A 16,639-nucleotide genomic window follows, 5' to 3' on the forward strand; every position below is an offset into this window, starting at 1 on the left:
TTCCCGTCATAACACTCCCTTCCATTCCATCCAGCTGACGATCTCCTGCTCCAGCTTCTTCCCCTTTTCCAGCATATAGCTCATAACATCCGTATACCGCCCGGCCGCCAGCAGATTCTCTGCCTTTCTCCTGTCACGCTCCTCCAGCGGCTTTGTATACTCATCATATTTTTTCAAAGTATCCGTATCCATATAGACCATATGAAAATCGATCCCTGTTCCCCGGATCAGATTCTCCACGATATAGAAGCCGTCCGGATCGATATCCCCAAAATGATGCCACTGCTTCCCCGGGTTATCCCCGGCGATCTGCTTTATGAATGCCTGCTTTGCTAAATTATGGTATCCGCTTAAGAAGATCAGAAACGCCCGTTCCATCTGCATCCGGTTGAATGAAGTCAGATTTTCCACGGTAATTACTGCCTCATCCCCGATATACAGCGCTTTCAGGCCTTTCAGAGCAGCCGAAGAAAAGGCCATGGGCATGGACGGGTCTGTCCGGACACACAATCCGTTGGAAAAGTAAAATTCCGCATTTCCCTTGAAATACACATAGGACGGATTGGGGTAGATCTGATGCTCTGCCAGAAGGATCCGTTCCGTCTCGCGCTTATCCTCCTTATCCCGGTCATCTGTGAGTCCCAGGAACAGAGACTCATAATCCCCGTATTTTCTCAAAAGCCCGCAGACCTTTGAACGGTATTTTTTCTCCCATCGCTTACTGTCCTTCAAAACCGCCATCGACAGCTCCCTCTCCAGGATGTCCTGCTGGTTCTGTAAAATGAATTTGCAGAGCTCCAATATGGCCTCTGCTTCCTTCCCTCCATAGAGTGGATTTTTATTTTGCTGTAAACGTCCGATCTGCTCCCGGCAGAACCGGTCCAGGAGCGGACTCATCCCCAGATACCTCTGATACAGCATGATCTGGTCCTGCTGTAATGAAAGCTTATCCCTTCTCTGCAGGACCTCATAATACAGATCCCAGCTCTCCGGATCTGCCGTCAGCTTTCTGATCTCTCCACTCCCGTACCTTATGGTGATCAGGCCATCCTGCTCCAGCTCCCGCATCCAGGCTTCAAAATCACGGATCTGATCCATGTCGGCGTAATCGGACGCATAGTCCGGGAATACCTTTTCCGGCGGGATCTGAAAGCTCTGGATCACCTTATTCTCTCCCTGATACGTCTTACTTCTTTCATACTGATCCAGGAGCGCTTCCAGCACCTGCTTCTGAACTGCATTATACCCCATAGACTTCCTTCACCAGACCTTCCACCGCGTGCGTGTAACGTCCCGATGTCACCAGGCTCACCGTTGATTCAATAAAAGCTCCAATACTGCTGATCTTCTCCGGCGGCGCAGCATAAAACACCTGGAACTGGTTTTCTTCAAAATATTTTACCATCTGCTCGATCCGCTCCCGTGACAAGGCAGAAAATGCTTCGTCAATAAAGGCCAGTCTCGCGCAGCAGACCTGCTTCGGATAATACTGGAGCAGGCTTGCCGCCAGAATGATAAAATACGGCGTCTGCTTCTCTCCATTGCTTGCAGAGCCCTGCTTTTTCGACAGATCCGCCTCGATCTCCTGGCTTCCCTGCCTGCTGAGGATCTTCATATCGTATGTAAAATACTTCCGGTAATCCGTATATTCCGTTTCATCCTCCTCTTCCAGGATCACGCTCATGAATTCCTGGATATCATGCTCCATCTCCTCGTCGTCCCGTGCTGAATTCATATATACTTCCGGAGAATTCATATACTGCTCCAGTTTCTTACAGATCCTGAAAAATACGCTGCGGTCTGCCTTTTCTGTCATGACAAACCGGTACGTATCGTTTCCAAATGGGATTTTCTTTAATTCCCGGTTGATCCCCTCTATTTCATCCTTTGCTGCCTGGATCGTCTCATTGATCTCTGCCACAAAGTCATTCATGAAGGCGCTTTCCAGCCTTTTCCCCTGCTCCTCCAGCTTATTATGCGCTTCCTCGATCTTGATGTTGGCAATATTTCTGTACTCGTCACGGTAAAACGGAATATAGCCGGTCCCCCGCCTGTTTATATCGATCTCCGCCAGCTTACAGTACTCGATCTGCGCGCTTTCCATCTGTTTGACGCAGGCGTCCACCTCGGTGCTTAGGTTCATGACTGTCTTTTTCGTGATCGCCCTCCAGGTCCCGGTCTTTCCTTTTAAAAGCTTTTCATACTCCTCCAGCATCGGGCGCTTTAATTCCAGATGCTGCATGCACTGGCGCTCATAGTCCTGATTCAGCTGATTGATCTCGCCTGCAGCCTTCTTAAGTGCGGCTTCGCTTTGTTCCAGTTCCTTTTTACAGCTCCCAATATCCCCGGCGATCACCTTTATCGCGCCTCCCAGGGCTCCATACTCCCGTTCTGCATCCTGCTGCTCCTGCAGCACTGCCAGAAAGTCCGGATTGCTCTGTATCTTATCAATATCCTGCTGGATCCGTTCCTTCCGCTCCAGGGTCGCCTCCAGGGACTTTGCCGCATCAAAATCATAATGGCCGGCCTCCCAGTCCACTCCCTCGATCTCGCTCCTATACCTGCGGCTCTGTTCCCTGTGCTTCTGATTGCTTCTGCGCTCCTCCTGTTTCTGCTTTTTTGCCTCTTCCTTCCTGTTTAACTGGAGTCTTATGGCATCCCCGCCCAGGCAGAACTCGGTTCCGTCCACGTCCATATTGGACACCGCATAGCTCTTTGCCAGCATGCCGTTTTTCATCAGGCCTCCCCTGGGATACTCATGAAGTTCCTCCAGAGAGCCGCATAAATGAATCCCGTTCAGCAGATAATTTGCGTATCTTCTGGCGTACACATTGGGGATCACCAGCATTTCAGCTGCAGACCCGGCGCTTATATCTGTCTCGGGAAGCTTGTCTGTGATCACCACATGAACGCCATGGAGCTTCCTTCGTTCCAGGACCTCCATGGCTTTGTGGCAGTATTGTCCGTCTACAATGATATAAAATCGTTTTCGTCCCAGAAAGGTCTCAATGGCCGCTCTCCACTCCGCGTCCTTTACCTCCTGGACCAGCTCTGCAAATAGCCGCACGTCGGTCTGGATCCCCTGCTGCTTCAGTTCCTCATAAATGATCCGTTTGGCGGCCTCTGCATTCTTTGGGAACACCATCTGGTTGGACTTCAGCTGCTTGATCTCCGTCTCCAGCTCATCCAGCTCCTGGTCCAGCTCCCGGATCCTGTCCCCACAATGGATCTCCTCCTCCCAGAAGATCTGCTTCTGCCCCTGCATCTGCTCTTTAAATCTCAGATAAGAACGGAGCTTTTCCTCTATCTGCTGCCCGCCTTCTGACAGATGGGCCAGACAGTTTCTGTCTTCCTCTTCTACTTCAATAAAGGGATCTGCCCATTTCAGTATCGCTGATATCTGGGCCTGCAGCTTCATAAGAAGAGCCAGCCCATTCTCCTGTTTTTCTTTTTCTTCATTGAGTTTTTCGATCTGCCGCTCCAATGCCTGGATGCTTTCCCTGACTCCACGGAAAATATCATTGTTTTCTGCGATGCGGCAGCGTTCTCCCGCCTCCTTATACCGTTTATCCAGCTCCTTCTGCCGGATCTCCAGGCGTTCCTTTTTCGTCTTCAGAGCTTCCAGCCGGATCTCCTCCTGCTTCTTTTCCTCTTCCTTTTCTCTCAGATCCTGGTAAAGAAGCATCAATTCCCGTATGCGGAGACTCCGCAGCTTTCTCTCATACTCGCCGGTCCGCTGCTCTATGGTCTCCAGCTGGGCCTTGCTGCTGCGTAAATTCTCATACATTTCCTTTATATGATCAAACTGATGCCGCTGTTCCCGCAGCTCCTTTAAGGAATCCACCCTTCCAGGCTCCAGCACACAGTCCTGGATAAACTGGTCAATATTGTTCTCCGGATTAAACGCCATCATTTTCAACAGCCTGGAGCGGTATTTGGACGCATTGCACCGCAGCCCCAGCGCCCGGAGCACCTGCTCCACCCCCCGTTCCTTTCCCAGGAACTCGGCAGACCTGAGCTTTTCTCCACGGACCGCCAGCTCATTTTTCGGCGTGAACCGGATCCTCTTTCCTTCCGTCGATGTAAAATTGATCTCATCGATCCGGGCGTCACGGCAGATGAACCAGCTGCTCCTGCATGCGATCTCATTGTCTGACTCCATACAGACCCCCACCACCAGAAACGACTGATCCAGCGGCGACCAGAATTCCATGGCAATATAGCTGATGACCTCTCCGGTCCTTAAATACCGCTCTGTGCCATTGCTTTTCGTATCTCCGCGCACATAACCGATCACCGTCCGGTCCCGGTCCTTTGCCGCCTTGTTGAACTGTGTATTCCCAGTAAGAAGGTACGTCATCGCGTCCAGGACCGTGGATTTTCCGCTGCCGTTTACTCCCGTAAGCAGTGTGGAGCCCTCCAGACGGATACATTCATTCTGGAACCTCGCCCACTGGACCAGCAGCAATTTTGTGGCTGTTTTTCTATTCATACTCATCTGCATCCTCCTCGCCCGGAACCTCCCCCGTTTTCTCAAGCATCCTTTTTCTCGTCAGTTCTGCAAAACGTCCAAATTCCTCCGATTCCAGCGCAAACTGCAGCGACGGATATAGTCTGACCAGGCAGTCCTTTTCTCCGATCTTTCCATTCACTTCAATTAAATTAAATCTGGAAAATAAAGTCAAAATACCAGTCATGGCACTTTTATCGATCTGATCCTTAACGCCATATTTCTCCAGTTCAAACTGTATTTCCGTAATGGATACCAGGATCGCCCGGGATAAGCTTCCCGAACGGATCCGGTCCGCGTATAAGGTCCAGAGGCAGCACAATACCACGCTCTCCGCCTTCTTTAACTGCAGGCGGTTCACCTGGACCTTCCCGCTTTCCCCGGCGTCGGCACAGTTCCTCAGCATTACGACCCCATTTTCCCGGTCCACCACGATATCAAAGCCGATATATCGGAAATAGGCCGAAAAAGGCTCTGGTCTTTTCGAGATAAAATAATAGGCCTTTTTATTCTCCTCATCCTTATCACGGACAATAAATGTATGTTTCAGCAGCCGCCGGCAGGAGCGCTGAAACAATTCCTTCTCTGATGAGGTATATGCCTCCCAAAACTCCTCTATCTGCATAACTCTTCCTCTTTTGAGATCTGGAATCTGCGGAGTATCATTCCATTGGTTTCCATGTATCCTTCTTCCAGCTGGATGGTATAACCATTTTCCGCCCCGTACGCCGCCGCAGACAGCGCGCAGAGCAGGTCCCGTTTGCTTTCCATCGGAAGTTCGTCACTTTGTATCTGCTTCTGACCGCCCATGACATGTTCCAGATAATCCTTCATTTTTTCTTTTGAATACGGATTATAGGCCGCCCTCTCATGCTCTTCTCTGGCCCGCCGCAGATCCTCCTGCGACAGCTCCTCCACCTCTGCAAAGGTTCCTTCCCGGATGCTCTGTGCCTTTCGCGGAAAACGGATGGAGCCTGTATCAATAAATTCATTTCTGTCCAGTAAAAAAAGTCCTGCCATCTCTTCCGGCAGCTCTGACTTCCATCCGGTCTCCGTCATGGATTCGGTGATATATCGTAAGGTCTGCTCCACATTTCCCCGGATATCCATTTCCCGGTTCCGCAAAAATCTGGCCCGGCCAACAGCGATCTGGAGATATACATTGATCTTGTGCTTGATCTCTTTCATGATACGGTCATAATCATCTGCCAGGAAGCCCCTGGTCCGCTGGATCATGTCCAGCACATATTCCCTGGCCTCCGCCTCTTCCAGCTCCTCCTCCACCGCACAGCCGATCACCAGAAGCTCAAACAGCGCAGGATCATTCTGCATCCGTTCCAGCTTCATACGGATGAACGAACGGTAGATGTGGATATTCTGCTGCTTCGTGAGCCGGGCGTATTCCCGGATGAAGCTTCCCTCACAGTACTCCAGAATGTTCTCCGTCAGGCTTTCCAGGGTCTCCTCCTGTACCATCCGTTCAATGATCTTCTTGATAAAGGTTGAAAGGCGCTTCAAAGATTTCGACAGCATCTTGGCATTCCGGTAAACATTTCTCAAGCCCTCCACATACGGATCTCCTGACCATTGCTCCTCATTTTTTAAAACATTGTAAATGTTATAAATGTAACTGGAAAACTCCTCCCGCTCCGGCGCCCTCAGCTGCTGTAAAAATTCAGCCAGCAGGATCCCCTGCTCCGTCATGATAATATACTTTTCGTAAGTCGCGTCGTCATGCTCTTCCTCCAGCCAGCCGACTTCCTTTGAACAGAATTTCCGGATGATCCCGTTTGCCAGATCATTATAATTTTTCCGGGCCCCCTTTTCATCCTCTTCCACAAAGTCCACATGATTTTCCAGCAGGTAGACCGCCAGCGAATCCCGGATATGGCTTCGGGAGATCCGATACGAGATCTCCCGGTCATACTGATCATAAATAATCTGGAGGCAGTCCGAATATACCCCGCTATTGCTCCCGCTGGAAAGACAGTTGAAAAATCCAGATGGTATCATCTGAAACAGCTTTTTCATTTATTTAAACATGCCGTTGTGGCATGCCCTCCTTGCGTCGTTCCTGCCTTCGGCACAAACAATGCATGAATCTTTGTTTACGGGTTACTTTTTATTTCATTTTGTGTTAAAATCCAGTTAGAGATATCAGTATACTACAGAGCACGACTGAGGGAGTGGTGAAAGACCATCTTATCCCGCATTTATATATGTGCCGTCATCCTCTTGTAAGCACAAACAATTGGGACTTCGAGCCCGTACACTTATCATTTTAGACGTTGGCACTTGATGCCTCTGGAAACCCCGTTTCCATGATAAGTCTTTTCGCTTGGATGACAGTCAATGCTGATGTCTCTTTTTGCTCTCTTTGAAAGGAGGCATCACATGGATTTTGAAGTGAAACACCTTATCTGTGCTGGGCTGGATGTTCACAAAAAAACGGTTGTTGCTGCTGTCTGCATTACGGATCCTGTCACTTTGGAAGCAACTTATAAAGTGAAATCCTTCTCCACCAACAATTCACAGATTGCAGCTATGCGTGACTGGCTTCTCTCGTATAACTGTCTGCATGTCTGCATGGAATCCACCGGTAAATACTGGATCCCTGTTTTTAACATCCTTGAGCCGCATATGCACGTTATCCTTACTCATCCCAAGTATGTCAAAGCCATAAAGGGTAAGAAAACTGACAAACGTGATGCAAAATGGATTGCCAATCTTTTTCGCTTTGATATCGTTAAAGCTTCTTTTATTCCACCTGCTGATATCAGGGCTCTCCGTGAGCTTTCCAGATATCGTCTCAAACTTTCCTATATGCGTTCCGCTGAGAAAAACCGCTACCAGAATAGTATGACTATTTCACGTATCCGTATTGACTGTGTCCTCACTGATCCATTTGGAAAAACCGCCTCATCCATTATGAATTATCTTCTTTCAGATGTTCCTTTTGACGAAAAGGAATGTGCAAAACTGATTCATGGTGGCATCAAAGTTTCTAATGAAGAGATTTTTGACAGCATACGCGGTTTTGAGATATTATCGGAACAACGCTTTAAGATGTCCCACGCAAAACAGCACATGGAACTTCTCAGCTCCTATATGGATGAAATTGAAACCGAATTATTCCGCCTCAGCCGCCCGTACGATGAAGTAATCAAACGTATTTCAAGGATCGCTGGTTTTACTGAGCGTTCTGCTTTGTTTGTCATTTCAGAAATCGGTGCTGATATGGGGGTTTTTGAATCGGATAAACATCTTTGTTCCTGGGCTGGTCTTACCCCTGCGAATAATGAGAGTGCCAACAAAAAGAAATCTACCCGTTGTTCAAAAGCCGGTCAGTATCTAAAGCCTTTACTCATCCAGTGTGCACTTGCTGCTGTAAAAAGCAGGAAAAATCCTTATTACGCCATCAAATATAATCGACTGGCGAAACGGCGTGGCAGGAAAAAAGCAATCATTGCCATAGCCCGAATGATGCTTACAAGCATTTATCACATGATTCTTAATAATGAAGAATGGAAACCAGATGATTACGAAGCCATCATCCATCCATCAAAACCTGAAAAAGTTGCGCTTACACTTGATAACGTAATTCAGTTCCTCGGAGAGCAGGGAGCTGATCCGGAAACACTAAAACTCCTTCAACAGCAATGTGCTGTTCATTCTGGATAAATCTTAAAAACCAGATTTTCCACACAAGGGACGTTTATGGTCTATTTTCGGCTCATTGCTTCACACTTACTCCTTCTCTTCATTCGTGCTACCGCAGCTCTCTGCATTTTATTGCTGCAATGGCTTCTGACCGGCAGCAAAGCCTTTTCTTTTTGAAACGCTTTTGTTTTACCAGAATTTTATCATAGGTACGTTTTTGTTACAAGATTCATTCTGATCTGTTTCTTGCTCAGATTCTTCTTCCTGTTCCTTTCGTTCGGCCGTCCATCTCCCCTGTTCCCCTGTCAGACCGCCGCTCCTGCGCTAGAAAACAAGCACTCCGGCTCATTCCCCACGGCGCTGACGGATGATAAAATAGAGGAAAACACAAAATGCCGCCAGAGAAGCACCCATACAGGGAAAATAAAGCTCACCTGACATCACGGCAACAGCCGGATGACTCAGGACACACATGGTCACGCAGGCTGCAAGGGCCAGACCGCCCAGCAGAATATATAGCAGATTCCAGTTCCCAGCTGGCTCCAACGCATTCTCCCAGGTCTTCCTGCGCTCCAGCTCCCGCAGCAGCATGTCCTCATCGGGATTTCCTTTGATCAGAAGATAGGTAAACCGGGTCACATGCGTATCTGGATGACGCACCTGGCATCGGACCGCGTAGTGGCTGCGGTTTTCCTTGATATTTAACACCTTCAAAATTTCGTCCGCACGGTTGGGAATAAACGGCTGGCGGCCCTGCCGGCGCAAAAACGCCTGTGTTTCCATCGTACCAACGGCAAAGCCAAGAAATCCATTCCCATGATTGGACAGGCCGCGGGCATCCATGACCCATAAACGGTCATTTTCTGTCAGAAAAAAGATCGTGGCGTCCCGGATCGACCGCCGTCCCAGGAGGACGGCCAGCCCGATCCCCAGAGCACTGACAGCAGTCAGAAGGATCAGAGAAAATGCTTTTTTATTTATCCCCAGGGATAATGACAGAAGGGTCCCTCCGCAAAGCAGCAGGACCATCAGCAGAACGATGCCAAGGATACCGCCGACTGCCCGGTATCCATATTTGCTTTTCTTTTTCGTATCCGGGGACATCCATACTTTTTTCAGTTCCATATATCCTGCTCCTGTTCGATTTTCTTTCTGGTTTCATATTCTGATCAGCTGCATAAAATGGGAACATTTCAGCAAATGATCGGATGCCCTGCGTATGGACCTTTCCCGTATTCAGATCTTGTGCCCCTGTACAGATAGATCCCGTTTTGCCGCTTCATGATTTATCTGTCCTTCCGCTATGTACGTAAACAGCCTTATTCCTTTTTCCCTTCGCAATACTTATTTTTTCTTTTTTGCTTAGGCATTGGCAGTTCCTCGTACATCGCGTGAAACAGACCTGTTAAAAATTCTTTCTGATCAACCTCGTCTACCAGCAGCATTTCCTTTGCTCCCTCATAAGGTGCTTCATATACTGGATCCGCTATATAGGCAATTGCCGACTTAGTGGACTTTACAAGCAGTCGAGCATCATAAATGCCGCCCACAATTTTTCCGCGATAATAAATAATAAACTCTCCCATCATCGCCCGGTATGTAATATCATCCAGATCAGACAGCTGTCCTAAAATAAATTGTAAATAATTGTTACCTGATGCCATTGTTTATCTCTCCATTTGCTTCGTCTTTCCGATATTCCAGTAGAAACAGAATCACCTTCGTCAGCCTTTTTACAAGGCTTGGCTGAACAGCGTTTATGCAGCCAACGATTCACCTAAACTACTTTTTTAAGTCCAAAATAAGCCCCTGTACTTTTACCTCCAATTCAAAAAGGCAGATACTATAAAACCGACGCACACAAACTTTAAGCCAATGTGCAATCGTTTAAAAGTATTTTAAAACACAATCTACATGCTCGAAATCATATAACCACTACATGGATTTGGTATTTACACTTATCAGCATAAGTTTATGAGTATTCCCCCATCCCTTCCACAAATAATAGGGAGTATGTATTCCTCTATAAATCACAGGAACATCTGCCTCATGCTCCTGAAATTTCAATGTATGAGCCTCGACTTGTGGTATATATCCTCCTGTAAACGGCTTATCTCTCAAAAATTTAATAATATCTGCCGTCTTATACCGTGGCCTCTCCGTGTTTTCAATTCCACAAACAGAGCCATCATCATTTGCTCCATATATTAAACAGGCATCTCTATCCTCTAAATTATTAGCCATTCAAAATATATCATGAAGCTTCTCCCCAGCTGTATTCGGATAATCCGATTTATAATCCCAATCCCCACCTTCATATCCTTTTGCCAGTAATTCTTCGATCATTGATTTTAAGTCCATATGTTTCTATAATTATTCATATTACAGGAAAGGGCCGCCGTTGTGATACTGGCAACCCTTTTCACTATTTATGCTCTATTAGTTATATCATGCTCCCTTTTGGGCAGCGAGTTTCTGAATCTCTTCGACTGTAAATCCTGTATGTTTTGCAATTTTCTCATAAGATAACTCACCATCTGCAAGCAAACTGCAAGCAATTTCTTTTCTTTCTTCTAATTTAGCCTCGTTCCGCATATCTTCCATCGCCTTACACATAGCAGCCACTCCTTTCTCATCTTCCTTGAAATATCTTACACGTTCTGCCAATGTTCTATACTTCATATCCCTGGCATCTGTACAGGAAAAATCGTGCATCAGGATACCTATGGGCGACTCATCCCGGTATTCACCGTTCACATATAAAATATGAGCCTCATCGCCAAAATTCTCGCCGTTTTCTTTGATCACCCGGTCAATATGATAAATCGGTTTTCCCTTTCCCAGCACATCACGCTCTGTAATAAAAATTACATAAGTTTCTACCAGATTCTCCAGCTTCTCTCCTGGCTCGGTCACATTGGCATCGATCAAACTGCTGTGATACCTGGCTCTTTTTGCTCCCGCACCGCGATCTGCTCTCTGGATTTCCACATTATATCTTTTTCCAGCATGATCCGTAGCATAGATATCAAAAATAACTGATCTGCCCTGCAGATTTTTAAGCTGATGCTGGATTGCTACCTTTTCCACCTTCAAATCATCTCTGCCAAGCACAATCTGCAGTACCAGCTCCGTACACTCTATATTTTCCTCAAAACATTTTGACATAAAGTCATCATCCATCAGGCGAAATCCACGAAGGCGCTGCAGATCTTCCGGCCTGGACTTTTCTTTCCAATCCTTACTCATGTCTGCTCTTCCTTTCTCTGCCTGTTTTTCTCAGAAGTATACACTTCCCCTACCATACCTAAATTTTATCACAGCCACACTTTTGTTGCAAGGTTCATTCCAACTCCGCTTCTTATGCCAAAAGACGCAAGAGCCTTTCGCTCCTGTGTCTCTATCTTCTCACTTTTTAATTCGCTCTCTCCAACTTCACCACACATTCTGTATGCCCCGTAAACGGAAACATATCCACTCCCCACGCCTCTTTCGCCTCGTACCCTTTCCTCTTAAACACCGTCAGATCCCTGGCCAGGGTATCGGGGCCGCAGGAGACATACACCACCCGGACGGGTTTTAAGGTGGCCACCGCGTTTATGAATTCCTCCGTGCTTCCGCTGCGGGGCGGATCCATGAACACCACGTCCGCCTTTCCTCCCTGGGAGGCCATCTGGACCATGAATTTTCCCGCATCATTGCAGTAAAACCGGATATTTTTTACTCCATTGACCTTGGCGTTGGTGACCGCGTCCCGGACCGCATCCGGATTGAGCTCCACGCCGATCACCTCCTTCGCCTCAGGCGAAGCGGCGATGCCGATGGTGCCGATGCCGCAGTAAGCGTCAATGACCGTCTCCTTCCCTGTGAGCCCTGCAGCCTGGATGGCCAGCCGGTAGAGCTTTTCTGTCTGGACCGGATTGATCTGGTAGAAGGATCTGGAGGAGATCCGGAACCGGAAGCCGCAGAGCTCGTCCACGATAAAGCCGGGGCCGTAAAGCACATGCTCCTTTTCTCCCAGGACCATGCTGGTGCCGCGGCCGTTGATGTTCTGGACCACTGTGGTGATCTCCGGATGGGCCGCCCGCAGAGCCTTTACGAAATTATTTTTAGACGGGAACACAGGAGAAGCCGTCACCAGCACCACCATGATCTCGCCGGTGCTGTGCCCGGTCCTGATCAGCACATGGCGCAGGAAGCCGTACCCCGTATCCTCATCGTATACCTTCATTTTAAACGACGGGACCAGCTCCCGGATCGTCCTGATGATATCGTCTGCCTTCTGATCCTCAATAAGACAGGTATCCACCGGAAGAACAAAATGGGTCCCCTCCTTGTATACGCCGGAAATGATCCTCCCCTTCCGGTCCCTGGCTATGACCGCATGGACCTTATTTCTGTAATGCCAGGGGTCCTCCATTCCGATCACGTCACGGACCTGACAGAATGGCTTTAAAAGCTCTGTCAGCTGTTTCTTCTTTTTCTTCAGCTGCTCCTCATAGGGCACGTCCAGATACTGGCAGCCGCCGCATTTCCCAAAATTCGGGCACAGGCCCTTTGCCTTCTGTTTTTTTCCACTTTCATTTCTGTTTTCCATATACTTTATCTCCATATTCTTGCTTTTTCTTACGTTTCCATTATAATGATGTTGGGACTCCAAAGGATCTCCGGCGATCCCGGTCCGCTCCGTCAGGAACCCCTTACAGACCCGCGCCGGATCTATGGCCCCCTGTCCCCACATCCCTGGACGGCATCCCCGGATCCAGGGGCCGTACTATTACGATTATAGCGTTTTTCCCCTTAAAGTACCAGCGTTATTTCAACGCCCAGTCCAGACAGAAAGGATACAAAACATGGATTTTTATATTGATGAAACTGTATATACAGGCAGTCCGGAGGACATGTCCGGCCGTCTCCCCAGGGAGGTCCGCACCTACGCCCTTCTGGATACCCTCGGCATCCCCTTTACACGGGTGGACCACGACGCTACGGCCACCATCGACGCCTGCCTGGAGGTAGAAAAGATCCTTGGGATCCACATATGCAAGAATCTCTTTCTCTGCAACGCCCAGAAGACCCGTTTTTATCTTCTGATGATGCCGGGGAATAAGAAATTCAAGACAAAAAATCTTTCAAAGCAGATCAATTCCGCCAGACTGTCCTTTGCCGGAGACGAATACATGGAGCAGTTCTTAGACATCACTCCCGGCTCTGTCAGCATCCTGGGACTGGCCAATGATAAGGAAAACCAGGTCCAGCTGCTCATCGATTCTGATGTATTAAAGGATCCCTTTCTGGGCTGCCACCCCTGCATCAATACCTCCAGCTTAAAAATAAAGACAGCAGACCTTACGGAAAAATTCCTGCCTGCTGTCCATCATTCGTATATCACGGTGGATCTTCCCTGGGAAGACTGACCATCCGTTTTCATAAAGCTCCAGGCTGCCGGATCCGGGCCTGGAGCTTTTATTTTACTGCATGACGCCGCTTCCATTAAAGGAGTACGTCACTCCATCGATGACCATGGAGGTATTGGAGACCATGGCTCCTCCGGCTGCCGGATCCATATAATACCAGTTTCCGTCGGGGCGGATCCAGCCGGTATAGCGGCCTCCGTTGTTTTCAAAATACCAAACGCCGTTTTCTTCCTTCCACTGGCCGGGCGTGGCGTCCCCTGCCTCCAGGGCTGGAGCGTAATCCTTAAAGGCAAATTCCAGGCACACGTTTCCATTGATCCCGTCGATCACGCCCTTATCGGTGGCCTGCCACATGGTCCGGTTGGGATAATTGTGATCGCCGCCGTATCTGGCCAGCCAGATATCATAGGGGATCTGGTTCGTATCCATTTCTGTCGTAAACTTATGGTAGTCGCTGTATACAATGGGCGTGTATCCTGCCTCCGCCACCACACGGCAGAAGGCGTTGGCGATATCCGTCAGCTCCTGGGTTGAGAGATCCAGGATATACTGGGACTCGATATCCACTGCCAGGGGATAAGAAACGTCATAATTCTTCGCCACATCCACCGCATACCGGGCCGCCGCCTCTGCCTCCTCCACAGTCCTTGTCTGGAGATAGACATAGGGCGTCACATGGACGCCGTTGGCGCTGGCCTCCCGCATGTTCTGGTCAAAATATTCGTCCATGGTATATTCTCCCTCGTAGCCGATGGACGCCATCCGCACCAGGGCAAAGGAAATATCATCAGCGGCTGCCTTCCCCCAGTCCACATCTCCCTGCCACTTGGATACACTGACACCCCGAAGGACTGCGCCGTCGATGGCCTTTCCCGTATCGTCCACATAAACGCCGTCCACCTTCGTCCAGGGGGTAAACGCACTTTCGGCATTTTCCTCCGCCGGTGCTTCAAAGCCCGGGCCGATCTGGTTCTTATCAGATTCCGGCGCACTGACCGATGCCAGGGCTGTCATACAGGGCTGCACAAAAAAGCCTGCGGTCAGAGCTGCTGCCAGGATGGTTTTCATATTCATGATCTCGTCACCTTTCTTTATAAACGTACAAAAATTTACAGATTTCCATATATATAGATTATAGCACCTGCTTCCCTGGATTTCCATTAACAATTTATGAAGAAAATGTGGCAGAATTTACGCAGGAACCTGCCCTTTACTTCCAGAAACTCCCATGCTATGATTAAAGCAACGACTTTATATGCACAGGAGGAATCATGGACGTACTAAAAAAATTTGCAGCCTATTATAAGCCCTACAAAAAATTCTTTTTCCTGGACCTTTTCTGCGCCACCATCATCAGCGCCGTGGACCTGGCCTTTCCCCAGATCTTAAGAAGAGCGGCCAGCGACTGGTTCACCCGGGGCCAGGAAGCCATCCTGCGCTCCCTCCCCCTCCTCTTTGCAGGCCTTCTGGTCCTTTATGTGATCCAGACCCTCTGCAAATACTATGTGACCTACCAGGGCCATCTCATGGGGACCTGGATCGAGCGGGATATGCGCCGGGATCTGTTCGATCATTATGAAAAGCTCTCCTTTTCCTACTATGATAAAAACAACACCGGACAGATGATGAGCAAGCTGGTCTCCGACCTGTTTGAGATCTCCGAATTCGCCCACCATGGGCCGGAAAACGTGTTTATCTCCTCCATTAAGATTGCCGGCTCCTTTGTATTCTTATTCCTGATCAACGGGAAGCTGGCTCTCCTGCTGGCCGTGGTGGTCCTTCTTATGGTGCTTTTCTGCTGCCGCCAGAACGCCCGGATGCATGAGACCTTCATGGACAACCGGAGAAAGATCGGCGACATCAACGCCAGTCTCCAGGATACCCTGTCCGGGATCCGTGTGGTCCAGTCCTTTGCCAATGAAGAGATCGAACGGAAAAAGTTCGGAAGGAGCAACGAGAATTTCGTCCGCTCCCGGGACAATAACTACCGGGCCATGGGAAAATTCCACGCAGGCACCCTGTTTTTCCAGGGCATGATGTATCTGACCGTCCTGGTGGCCGGAGGATACCTTATCTCCATCGGGGAGATGGAGCCAGCAGACCTGGCCATGTACGCCCTCTACATCGGAATTTTCATCAGCCCCATCCAGATCCTGGTGGAGTTTACGGAAATGCTCCAGAAGGGCCTTACCGGCTTCAAGCGCTTCCTGGCAGTCATGGAAACAGAACCGGAGATCGAGGATGCGCCGGACGCGAAGCCCCTTACAAATGTACAGGGCCATATTTCCTATGAGGACGTAAGCTTCTGCTATAACAGCAGCGAGCCTGTTTTAAGCCATGTTTCCTTTTCCATCCCTGCCGGCAGATCCATCGCCCTGGTGGGCCCCTCTGGCGGCGGAAAGACCACCATCTGCTCCCTCCTTCCCCGGTTCTACGATGTGACCCACGGAAGGATCGCCATTGACGGCCAGGATATCCGGAAAACCACATTAAAGAGCCTCAGAAGCTCCATCGGCCTGGTCCAGCAGGAGGTATACTTATTCGGCGGCACCATCCGTGAAAACATCGCCTACGGAAAACCAGGAGCCACTGACGAGGAGATCATTGCCGCCGCCAAAAAGGCCAGCATCCACGATTTCATCATGGAGCTTCCTGACGGCTACGACACCTTTGTGGGCGAGCGGGGCGCAAGGCTTTCCGGCGGCCAGAAGCAACGGATCTCCATTGCCCGGGTATTCCTTAAAAATCCGCCTATCCTGATCCTGGATGAGGCCACCAGCGCCCTGGACAATGAAAGTGAACGCCACATCCAGAAAAGCCTGGAGGAGCTCTCCAGAAACCGCACCACCATCACCATCGCCCACCGTCTCTCCACCATCCGGAATGCCGACGAGATCATCGTCATCGACGGCCAGGGCATCGTTGAGCGTGGAAGCCACAAAGAGCTCCTGGAAAAGAACGGTCTGTATGCCAGATATTATGAAATGCAGTTTGAGGGCCTGGAGGAGGCCTAGTCTTCCGCCATAACAGAAAAGACCCGGCCGGAGAGCAC

The 16,639-nt window shown here is 49.2% G+C and carries 13 protein-coding genes; 3 read left to right on the forward strand and 10 right to left on the reverse strand.

What is annotated here, in order from left to right:
• Window positions 1-6: 6 nt before the first annotated feature.
• From ACI6NM_RS06010 to ACI6NM_RS06025, 4 genes are read right to left on the reverse strand one after another with little or no spacing between them, the layout of a single operon-like run.
• Window positions 7-1,251: a DUF2220 domain-containing protein gene (locus ACI6NM_RS06010; protein WP_262427890.1), complete on the reverse strand. Its 1,245-nt coding sequence runs from the start codon at window positions 1,249-1,251 to the stop codon at window positions 7-9.
• The gene (locus tag ACI6NM_RS06015) at window positions 1,241-4,498 is read right to left on the reverse strand and encodes an SbcC/MukB-like Walker B domain-containing protein (RefSeq protein ID WP_262427889.1); all 3,258 of its coding nucleotides are present in this window, start codon (window positions 4,496-4,498) and stop codon (window positions 1,241-1,243) included. The genes ACI6NM_RS06010 and ACI6NM_RS06015 overlap by 11 nt, the downstream gene beginning before the upstream one ends.
• Window positions 4,485-5,135 carry a DUF4194 domain-containing protein gene (locus tag ACI6NM_RS06020; protein ID WP_022274226.1) on the reverse strand — a complete coding sequence of 217 codons (651 nt, stop codon included), beginning with the start codon at window positions 5,133-5,135 and terminating at the stop codon, window positions 4,485-4,487. Before ACI6NM_RS06020 ends, ACI6NM_RS06015 begins: the two co-directional genes overlap by 14 nt.
• The gene (locus ACI6NM_RS06025; protein ID WP_262427888.1) at window positions 5,126-6,541 is read right to left on the reverse strand and encodes a Wadjet anti-phage system protein JetA family protein; all 1,416 of its coding nucleotides are present in this window, start codon (window positions 6,539-6,541) and stop codon (window positions 5,126-5,128) included. Before ACI6NM_RS06025 ends, ACI6NM_RS06020 begins: the two co-directional genes overlap by 10 nt.
• Window positions 6,542-6,904: 363 nt before the next feature.
• On the opposite strand from ACI6NM_RS06025, the gene ACI6NM_RS06030 reads away from it, so the two are divergent.
• A complete protein-coding gene (locus ACI6NM_RS06030; RefSeq protein WP_428227915.1) occupies window positions 6,905-8,191 on the forward strand; it encodes an IS110 family RNA-guided transposase in 1,287 nt (428 codons plus the stop codon).
• A 324-nt stretch (window positions 8,192-8,515) separates the two neighbouring features.
• On the opposite strand, the gene ACI6NM_RS06035 is transcribed toward ACI6NM_RS06030, so the two are convergent.
• The 5 genes from ACI6NM_RS06035 to rlmD form a co-directional block, all read right to left on the reverse strand.
• Window positions 8,516-9,295, reverse strand: a complete 780-nt coding sequence (locus ACI6NM_RS06035) for a hypothetical protein (protein WP_262427698.1) — start codon at window positions 9,293-9,295, stop codon at window positions 8,516-8,518.
• A gap of 194 nt (window positions 9,296-9,489) precedes the next feature.
• Complete coding sequence (locus tag ACI6NM_RS06040; protein WP_262427699.1) at window positions 9,490-9,834, reverse strand: TfoX/Sxy family protein; 345 nt, start codon at window positions 9,832-9,834, stop codon at window positions 9,490-9,492.
• Window positions 9,835-10,105: 271 nt separating this feature from the next.
• Window positions 10,106-10,414, reverse strand: a complete 309-nt coding sequence (locus ACI6NM_RS06045; RefSeq protein WP_262427700.1) for a hypothetical protein — start codon at window positions 10,412-10,414, stop codon at window positions 10,106-10,108.
• Between the two features lie 204 nt (window positions 10,415-10,618).
• The gene (locus ACI6NM_RS06050; protein WP_262427701.1) at window positions 10,619-11,419 is read right to left on the reverse strand and encodes a PD-(D/E)XK nuclease family transposase; all 801 of its coding nucleotides are present in this window, start codon (window positions 11,417-11,419) and stop codon (window positions 10,619-10,621) included.
• Between the two features lie 166 nt (window positions 11,420-11,585).
• Window positions 11,586-12,911, reverse strand: a complete 1,326-nt coding sequence (gene rlmD / locus ACI6NM_RS06055; RefSeq protein ID WP_334299772.1) for a 23S rRNA (uracil(1939)-C(5))-methyltransferase RlmD — start codon at window positions 12,909-12,911, stop codon at window positions 11,586-11,588.
• 112 nt (window positions 12,912-13,023) lie between these two features.
• Here rlmD and ACI6NM_RS06060 point away from each other — a divergent pair, with 112 nt between their 5' ends.
• The gene (locus ACI6NM_RS06060; RefSeq protein WP_022273815.1) at window positions 13,024-13,587 is read left to right on the forward strand and encodes a prolyl-tRNA synthetase associated domain-containing protein; all 564 of its coding nucleotides are present in this window, start codon (window positions 13,024-13,026) and stop codon (window positions 13,585-13,587) included.
• A 54-nt stretch (window positions 13,588-13,641) separates the two neighbouring features.
• Here the strand turns inward: ACI6NM_RS06060 and ACI6NM_RS06065 are convergent, their stop codons facing one another.
• Window positions 13,642-14,661 (reverse strand): GH25 family lysozyme, encoded by a 1,020-nt coding sequence (locus ACI6NM_RS06065; RefSeq protein WP_022273814.1) that lies wholly within the window; start codon window positions 14,659-14,661, stop codon window positions 13,642-13,644.
• Window positions 14,662-14,858: 197 nt separating this feature from the next.
• Here ACI6NM_RS06065 and ACI6NM_RS06070 point away from each other — a divergent pair, with 197 nt between their 5' ends.
• Window positions 14,859-16,601 (forward strand): ABC transporter ATP-binding protein, encoded by a 1,743-nt coding sequence (locus ACI6NM_RS06070; RefSeq protein WP_262427702.1) that lies wholly within the window; start codon window positions 14,859-14,861, stop codon window positions 16,599-16,601.
• Window positions 16,602-16,639 lie beyond the last annotated feature (38 nt).

The organism is Pilosibacter sp. YYHA0881 (assembly GCF_051602715.1).
GTDB classification, from domain to species: Bacteria; Bacillota; Clostridia; order Lachnospirales; family Lachnospiraceae; genus Alitiscatomonas; species Alitiscatomonas aceti.